Consider the following 8,159-nt stretch of genomic DNA (forward strand, 5'->3'; position numbering starts at 1 on the left):
GCGCAGGCGGGGGGCGGCCTCGCCCTGCGTCGCGCGCAGATAGGCCAGCGCCATGGCGGCGGCGCCCAGCTCGGCGGGCTGGAAGGCGCCGAAACCCTCCATGGTGGCGACGCCGAAGAACTCCGCCAGGTCCCGCGCCGGGTCGCGCGGCGGCTCGGCGGCGGCGATGCGCTCTTCCCAGGGGGCCAGGGCCGCGTGGCCTTCCAGCGCGGCGGGAGTCAGGACCTCGGCGGGTTCCAGCCGGGCCAGCAGGGCGGCCAGCTCGGCTTCCGGCAGCACTTCGGTGCGGAAGGCGCCGGTGGAAAGGTCGGCCCAGGCGGCGCCCAGGCTGCCTTCGCACGGGCAGAGCGCCAGCAGCCAGGCAGGGCGGCTGCCTTCCAGCAGCGCGTCTTCCGTGACGGTGCCGGGGGTGACGAGGCGCACCACCTCCCGCCGGATAGTCGGCGCCTTGCGGGCCTTGGCCTGTTCCGGCGTCTCGCGCTGGTCGCAGATGGCGACGCGGTGGCCGGCACGGATCAGCCGCGCGAGGTAGCCTTCCAGCGCATGCGCCGGCACGCCGGCCATGGGGATGGGCTCGCCCTGGTGCTCGCCGCGATGAGAGACGGCGAGGCCGAGCAATTCGCCCGCCTTGTGTGCGTCCTCGAAGAACAACTCGAAGAAATCGCCCATGCGGAAGAAGACCAGCGCGCCGGGGTGCTGGGCACGGGCGGTGAACCATTGCGCCATGGCGGGCGTGGCGCCCTCCGCCGTGCGGGGGCGCCGGCTGCCGGCGGGGGCGCGGCCGTCGTCGGGCGCGCGGGTGGGCTGCTGCGGGATAGGGGCGGCAGGATGCATGGGGCGAGTCCTAGCCTGGATCGCCGCGCCCCGGAATGCCGTGCCGGGACCTCCCCCGGGCTTGCCCCCACCCTGAAAGGCGTCCAACACTCCCGCCAATGCCGCGCGGAAGGAAACCGCCGGTCCAATGAAAGGCTGCCTTGATGTTCCGACGCTCCCTGCTGAAAGCCGCCGCGGCGGCGCCGCTGCTGCCGGCCCTCGCCGCCCCCGCCGTGGCGCAGAACAGCCGCGCCAGCACGCTGCGCTTCGTGCCACAGGCCAATCTGGCGGCGCTGGACCCGATCTGGACCACGGCCACCGTCACCAACAACCACGGCTACTACGTCTTCGACACGCTCTACGGCCTCAATGCCGCCGGCCAGGTGAAGCCGCAGATGGCCGAGGGGCATGAGGTCGAGCAGGAGGGCAAGCTCTGGCGCATCAAGCTGCGCCCGGGGCTGAAGTTCCATGACGGGGAGCCGGTGCGCGCCGCCGATTGCGTCGCCAGCCTGAAGCGCTGGTGCGCCCGGGACCCCTTCGGCCAGCTGCTGGTCAAGGTGGTGGACGAGTGGCGCGTGGTGGATGACCGCAGCTTCGAGATCCGCCTCAACCGCGCCTTCCCGCTGCTGAGCACGGCCCTGGCCAAGTCCGACGGCTCCGCCCCCTTCATCATGCCGGCGCGGCTGGCGGCCACCGACCCGGGCAAGGCGGTGACGGAGATGGTGGGCTCCGGCCCCTACCGCTTTCTGGCGGACCAGTTCAATTCCGGCAGCAGCGCGGCTTACGAGAAGTTCGAGGGCTATGTGCCGCGCGACGAGGCGCCGGACTACGCCACCGGCGGCAAGGTGGCGCATTTCAAGCGCATCGAGTGGCAGATCATCACCGACCCCGCCACCGCCGCCGCCGCGCTGATGAATGGCGAGATCGACTGGTGGGAGCGCCCGCTCTCCGACCTGCAGCCCATGCTGGCCGGCAACCGCGACATCATCCGCCGCGTGACGGACAAGGCCGGCCGCACGGCGCTGGCGCGGCTGAACTGCCTGCAGGAGCCCTTCAAGGACGTGCGCATCCGCCGCGCCGTGCTGGCCTCGGTGGTGCAGGAGGACTACATGCGCGCCACGCAGGGGGACGATACCTCGGCCTGGACCGAGACGCGCTCCATCTGGCCCAAGGGCACGCCCTATTACGCCGACCATGCCGACCTGATGCCCGGCAGCGTCGACAAGGCGCGCGCCATGCTGAAGGAAGCCGGCTACGGCAACCAGAAGGTGGTGATCATCAACCCCACCGACTTCCCCGACATCGGCCCGCTGGGGCAGGTGACGGCCGATACGCTGAAGCGCGCCGGCATGAATGTGGAACTGGCCGAGACCGACTGGGGCACCGTGATCCAGCGCCGCAACTCGCGTGAGCCGGTGGAGAAGGGCGGCTGGAGCATCTTCCACACCACCGGCCCTTCCGGCTTCTACGGCAGCCCGGCCATGTCGCCGCTGATCCGCGGCCAGGGCGAGGCCGGCTGGTTCGGCTGGTGGAAGAGCGATCGGGCCGAGGCGCTGACCAACGAGTGGCTCTATGCCCCCGACGAGGCCGGCCAGAAGAAGGCCGCCATGGAACTCGGCCGCCTGGGGCTGGAGGAAGTGGCGACGGTGCCGCTGGGGCAGTTCACGCTGCGCACCGCCTTCCGCAAGGATATCACCGGCATCCTGGACGGCACCGCCCCTTATCCCTGGGGTGTCCGCCGGGGCTGAACCCGCCGGGGGCGGCCACCGCCGCCCCCCTTCCGCGGTTCCGGCGCTTGACGCGGGCCGCCCAGCGTGTCGAATCGTGGACGGATCGTCATGCCACAGCTCTCCCTCCTCACCCCTCTCGGCGCCCTGACCCTTTCGGAAGAAGACGGCGCCATTGTCGCCTTGGACTGGGGCCGTGGGCGGGACCAGCAGGAAACGCCGGTGCTGCGCGCCGCCGCCGACCAGCTGCAGGATTACTTCGACGGGCAGCGCGTGCGGTTCGACCTGCCGCTGGCCCCCTTCGGCAGCCCCTTCCGCCGGCGGGTCTGGGCGGCGCTGCGCGCCATCCCGCCCGGCGAGACACGCGGCTATGGCGACCTGGCGCGCGAGCTGGGCACGGCCGCGCGGGCCATCGGCGGCGCCAATGGCGCCAACCCCATTCCCATCATCATCCCCTGCCACCGCGTGGTGGGGGCGGGCGGCGCGCTGGGCGGCTATTCCGGCGGCGAAGGCCCGCAAACCAAGCGCTTCCTGCTTGAGCTCGAACGGCGCGCGGTGCGCCAGCAAGGATCCCTCCTATGAACCACGCCATCCGCGTCCATGCCCCCGGCGGCCCCGAGGCCATGGTGTGGGAAGAGGTGCCGCTGCCCACCCCCAAGCCCGACGAGGCGCTGGTGCGGCACCATGCCGTCGGGCTGAACTACATCGATGTTTATTTCCGCACCGGCCTCTACAAGGTGCCGCAACTGCCGGTGACGCTGGGCATGGAAGGCGCCGGCGTGGTGGAGGCCGTGGGCAGCGAGGTGACCGACCTCCAGCCCGGCGACCGCGTGGCCTATGCCATGGCGCTGGGCGCCTATTGCGAGGCTCGCACCATCAAGGCCGACCGGCTGGTGAAGCTGCCGGATGCCATCGACTTCCAGACCGGCGCATCCATGATGCTGCAGGGCATGACCGCCCAGTACCTGCTGCGCCGCACCTTCCCGGTGAAGGCGGGGCAGACCATCCTGGTGCATGCGGCGGCCGGCGGCGTCGGGCTGATCCTGTGCCAATGGGCCAAGGCGCTGGGCTGCACCGTGATCGGCACCGTCTCCACCGAGGCCAAGGCGGAGCTGGCGCGGGAGAACGGCGCCGACCACGTGCTGATCGCGGGCCAGGACAACCTGCCGGCGCGGGTGAAGGAGATCACCGGCGGCGCTATGCTGCCCGTGGTCTATGACAGCGTGGGGCGCGAAACCTTCACCGATTCGCTGGATTGCCTCGCGCCCTTCGGCACGATGGTTTCCTACGGCAATGCCTCGGGCCCGGTGCCGCCCTTCGACATCGGCATCCTGGCCGCCAAGGGCTCGCTGTTCCTGACGCGGCCGACGCTGGCGACCTATACCGCGCGCCCCGATGACCTGGCGGCCACGGCCGCCGACCTCTTCGCCGCCGTGCAGTCCGGCGCGGTGAAGATCCGCATCAACCAGACCTACGCCCTGAAGGACGCCGCCGAGGCCCACCGCGCCCTGGAAGCGCGCCAGACCACCGGCAGCACCGTCTTTATTCCCTGAGGCGGAGCGCCCTGCGTCCGACAGGATCTCCATTCTGAAGGGCGCAGGCCATCCTCTGGCAAGAATGATCCGCTCCGCTGCCTTTCCGCTGGCCGGTCAGGCCGGAACGGAAAGCTGCATGGTCAGCCGCATATCTTCGATGACGAGCCTCATGCCCTCCGGCAACGCCTCATTGGCACTGAACACAGTCTCCAGAACCCCGGTGTCGCTGTCATTCTCGAAATGCAGCGACAGGGCGTATTCCTGCGCCTCCGCAATGTTGGACAGATCAAAGACTTCCCGCGCGAGCATGCGCCCAGGCACCCCCTTGGTGACCCGCACAATTAGGTGGTGATTCTTCAAAGCGTCCTGCGCCACGCCTTCCGCGACTTCCAGCCTGGCTTTGCCAGTCAGTAGCCAGTTCCCCTTCGGCACAAGGATATAGGGCCCAAAGGCCAGCGTGCTGCCCGGCGCCGATTGCGTGACAACGAATTTCCTGTTGCCAACCACCTCGTGGTGATGCGCGCTGCGCAGCGTGCCTGGATGGATCGAAAAGTCGCTGTAGCTGTTATAGAAGAAGTTCTTGAAGTATTGGCCGGACGACACCGTTATCGCCGGCACATAGGGCTCAGGCATCCCATTCGCATGCAGTGGCACGCCTTCCGGCAAGGACTGGCCCATCTTGTGCGACACGATCTGCCGGATATTCCTAACATAAAGGTCGAGATGGTGCTGCAGCCAACGGCGGCGCTCTCCGTCATTCTGCTGCGGGCCCGGCAGGACGGGGGCCGCCTCGGCCTTCCGGAAATCATCCTCTGTCCGCAGGGGAATGACACGGAACCGCGCCCCGAAGTCATCGCCCAGCAAGGCGCGGCGGTCGATCCCCAGCAGGGTCACATCCAGCCCGAGCGTCCATGCCGGTAGGGCGCCATGCACCCGCAGCGACAGCAAGCGGTCCGACGCAGCCAGATAGGAAATAAGTTCATCCGCGTCGCCGAAGGTGACGTATGGGATATCAAGGTCCGCCAGCATCGTGCAGTCCTGCTCGTCGTGAGCGAGGAAGATGCGGGATTCATCGGCTTCCCACAGCCGGCGGTAGAAATCATGCACATCGCCGGCAACGCGGTTCCAGAAGCTCGCTGTCCCGTTTAGAACAGAGACGATCTGCTGTGGCCGCTTGAACAAGGGGCGGGACTGGAAAAGGGCCGAGAAGAAGCCGGGGCACGGGAGCGGCACCACATCCACTCCCACCGCACGCAGCGCGGCCACGGCTCCGAAGTCGCGGCAGGTCACTAAGTCGAAGTTGGAATAACGTGCGTAATGCTCTCCAATCGGAGAACGGGAGACACGCTCGGAAAAACTGGCGTCAAGCTCGTTGCGGTTCCCTTTGAAGGCATCGAAGTAAAACGAGCCGGAGCCGATGTTGATCTTGACCGGGATGTCGCTGGAAGCCGCTTCAAGGATGCGGTCCACGTTCCTGGTCGTCTTTCCGCCATGCAGGATCTGGGGCGTACCGCAGACGACGAGGACATCAGTATCGGTGGGAAACGGCTCATTGTCCGACATGAACCGCACTTCCTCTTCATGCGGCCCCAGCGCGCAACGCATGATGTTGCGCACCCCCATGTAAATGACCCGGTCACCAACGTTCAGCAACATGTTCTCTGACTGGTGCGGAAGCGTGAGATAGGTGACTTTCAATGTCGACATAAACCCAGTTCCCCAGCGGCCGGTGCTTAAAATTTATTCAAGACAATTCGGTCATCATATCCGTCATCGAACGACGGCAGAAGTCCCAACTCGTTATAAAAAAATAAGGTGCCAAAATTCATGTGTAAAATCAGTGATATTTAAATATATTCTATCATATTATTCTGATCCATCATTCCAACAGATAAAATTTTACTTGTTCCATCAAATACCAACAAAACAGGGTGCAACTTGACACAAATTCAACCTGCACTGCTCACGAAGTACCTGTACCGGTAGCACTCCCCCAGCCCGAGCTGCCGGTAGAGCGAGACGGCCGGCGCGTTCTCCGCCGAGACCTGCAGCCAAGCGGTCTCCGCCCCCCGCGCCACCGCCCAGGCCACCGCCGCGCCCAGCACGCGCCGCGCCAAGCCCCGGCGGCGGAAGTCCGGATGCACCGCCACGTCGAAGATCCCGGCCAGGACTCCATCCGCCGCCACCTGCGCCGTGGCCGCCGGGCGGCCATCGAGGCGCAGCAGCATCCAGGTGGCAGGCACCATCATCATCGCGGGCGCGCGGGTCTTTTCCTCCCGCCGCGCCGGGGTCTGGTAATCGGCGGTGGCGATCACGGAAAGCCAGTCCTCGTCCGGCGCCGGCAGGGCCTCCACCGCCGGGTCCTCGGCCGCGAAGGCGATGGGCCCGGCCATGACCAGCGAGCCTTTGTCCGCCCGGTAGCCGCGCGCCTCCAGCGCCGCCGCCAGCCCCGGCGGGTCCAGCGGCGTGGAGCGGAAGCGGGCGGCCAGGCCCAGCCGCGCATAGGTGGCCTCAATGCGGGCGATGCGCGCCTCCAGCTCCGGGTCCGGCGCGGCGGAAAGGGAGCTGGTGGCATTGGCCCGGCCGGTGCCGCCCAGGAAGGCGCGCAACAGGAAGGGCCCGTCGAAGCCGGTGCGCGCCGCCGGCACGGCGGAATGGGAAGCGAGTTCGAGCTGCGTCACGCTGGGTTCGGGCATCGGCGTCTCCGGCAGGGCGCGGCTTCCGGCGCCCGGAGCCAAGGCGGTGCCGCCGCGGCGCGCGGGTGTCAACCGATGGCCGCGCCTTCGCCACCGCGCGGGACGCATGGCCATGCGCCATGGCCGAAGGCGCGGCGCCCGCCGCACCCGCTATCCTGTGACGCCCCGCCCGTCTTGGCGCGGGCGGGGCTTTGCGGCACAAGGGCCGGCGGATGAGCGGGCCGCCGGATACCCGCGCCCGCCCGGCAGGAGGCGCGGCATGAGCGATCGGCACAGCATCGGCACGGCGGGGATCACCGCCACCATCAAGCCCGAGGGCGCGGAGCTTTGCAGCCTGCGCGACGGCGAGGGCGAGGAGCTGCTCTGGCAGGCCGGGCCGGAATGGCCGCGCCATGCCCCCGTGCTCTTCCCCGTGGTGGGCAAGCTGGCCGGCGACACCCTGCGCCACGAGGGCCGCAGCTACCGCGTGACGCAGCATGGCTTCGCCCGCGACAGCCTCTTCACCTGGGCCGAGCGCGATGCGCACCGCGCCGTGCTGCGGCTGGAGAATAGCGAGGCCAGCCGCGCCGCCTATCCCTTCCGCTTCCGGCTGGAGATGATCTACGCGGCGGAGGGCTCCACCCTCTCCGTCACCACCCGCGTCACCAACCCCGGCGATGCGGTGCTGCCCTGCGGCATCGGCGCGCATCCCGCCTTCCGCTGGCCGCTGGCGGCCGGGGTGGCGCAGGAAGCGCATCTGCTGGAATTCGAGGCTCGCGAGACCGGCCCGGCGCTGGCGGTGCAGGATGCGCTGCTGGGGGCGGAAAAGCCGCTGCCCTTCGATGGCCGCGTGCTGCCGCTCTCGCCGGACCTCTTCGCGCAGGACGCGCTGGTGATGCCGGGCGTCGCCAGCCGCTCCGTGCGCTTCGTGGCGCCGGGGGCGGAAGGCGAGGCGGCCAAGGCCATCACCGTCTCCTGGGAAGGCTTCAAGGACCTCGGCATCTGGTCCAAGCCGGGGGGCGCGCCTTTCCTCTGCATTGAGCCCTGGTTCAGCATGGCGAGCCCCCTGGGCTGGGATGGCGAGATCATGGAGAAGCCCGGCATCCTGCTGCTGCCGCCGGGCGAGAGCCGCGATTTCACCTGGCGCGTGACGGTCTAGAGCAGATCCCGACCGGGTGAAGATGCCCGGAAGAACAAGAAGCCAGTGCGGTTGAAGTGAGCCAAGGCGAGCGGAAACGGCTCTAGCCGCCGAAGCGCGCCCGGTAGGCCGCCGGGCTGGTGCCGAGCCGCGCCCGGAAGTGGTGCCGCAGCACCGCCGCCGAGTTGAAGCCGCAGGCGGCGGCGATGGCCTCCACCGGCAGGGGCGGGCCCTCCAGCAGGCCGCGGGCATGGGCCAGGCGCTCGGCCAG

General features: G+C 68.7%; 8 protein-coding genes. 4 read left to right on the plus strand and 4 right to left on the minus strand.

From position 1 onward, the window contains the following. Positions 1-834 (minus strand): MutS N-terminal domain-containing protein (locus IBL25_RS22820; protein ID WP_456315881.1); only part of this gene is annotated, 834 nt, incomplete at its 3' end. Between the two features lie 143 nt (positions 835-977). Between IBL25_RS22820 and IBL25_RS22825 the strand changes: the two genes are divergently transcribed. The 3 genes from IBL25_RS22825 to IBL25_RS22835 all read left to right on the plus strand — a co-directional run bounded on the left by IBL25_RS22825 (position 978) and on the right by IBL25_RS22835 (position 4,093). Further along, positions 978-2,561: an ABC transporter substrate-binding protein gene (locus tag IBL25_RS22825; RefSeq protein ID WP_187780788.1), complete on the plus strand. Its 1,584-nt coding sequence runs from the start codon at positions 978-980 to the stop codon at positions 2,559-2,561. Between the two features lie 90 nt (positions 2,562-2,651). Beyond that, the gene (locus IBL25_RS22830; RefSeq protein ID WP_187780789.1) at positions 2,652-3,122 is read left to right on the plus strand and encodes a methylated-DNA--[protein]-cysteine S-methyltransferase; all 471 of its coding nucleotides are present in this window, start codon (positions 2,652-2,654) and stop codon (positions 3,120-3,122) included. Next, positions 3,119-4,093, plus strand: a complete 975-nt coding sequence (locus tag IBL25_RS22835; protein ID WP_187780790.1) for a quinone oxidoreductase family protein — start codon at positions 3,119-3,121, stop codon at positions 4,091-4,093. Before IBL25_RS22830 ends, IBL25_RS22835 begins: the two co-directional genes overlap by 4 nt. 96 nt (positions 4,094-4,189) lie before the next feature. Here the strand turns inward: IBL25_RS22835 and IBL25_RS22840 are convergent, their stop codons facing one another. Next, positions 4,190-5,782 (minus strand): polysaccharide pyruvyl transferase family protein, encoded by a 1,593-nt coding sequence (locus IBL25_RS22840; protein WP_187780791.1) that lies wholly within the window; start codon positions 5,780-5,782, stop codon positions 4,190-4,192. Between the two features lie 242 nt (positions 5,783-6,024). Then, entirely contained in the window at positions 6,025-6,771 is a 747-nt protein-coding gene (locus tag IBL25_RS22845) for a GNAT family N-acetyltransferase (protein ID WP_187780792.1), read from the minus strand. Between the two features lie 259 nt (positions 6,772-7,030). Between IBL25_RS22845 and IBL25_RS22850 the strand changes: the two genes are divergently transcribed. Continuing rightward, positions 7,031-7,909 carry an aldose 1-epimerase family protein gene (locus IBL25_RS22850; protein WP_187780793.1) on the plus strand — a complete coding sequence of 293 codons (879 nt, stop codon included), beginning with the start codon at positions 7,031-7,033 and terminating at the stop codon, positions 7,907-7,909. A gap of 82 nt (positions 7,910-7,991) precedes the next feature. Here the strand turns inward: IBL25_RS22850 and IBL25_RS22855 are convergent, their stop codons facing one another. Next, positions 7,992-8,159 (minus strand): helix-turn-helix domain-containing protein, encoded by a 168-nt coding sequence (locus IBL25_RS22855; protein WP_367615672.1) that lies wholly within the window; start codon positions 8,157-8,159, stop codon positions 7,992-7,994.

Origin of the sequence: Pseudoroseomonas ludipueritiae (assembly GCF_014490445.1) — a bacterium.
Classification (GTDB): Bacteria; Pseudomonadota; Alphaproteobacteria; order Acetobacterales; family Acetobacteraceae; genus Pseudoroseomonas; species Pseudoroseomonas ludipueritiae.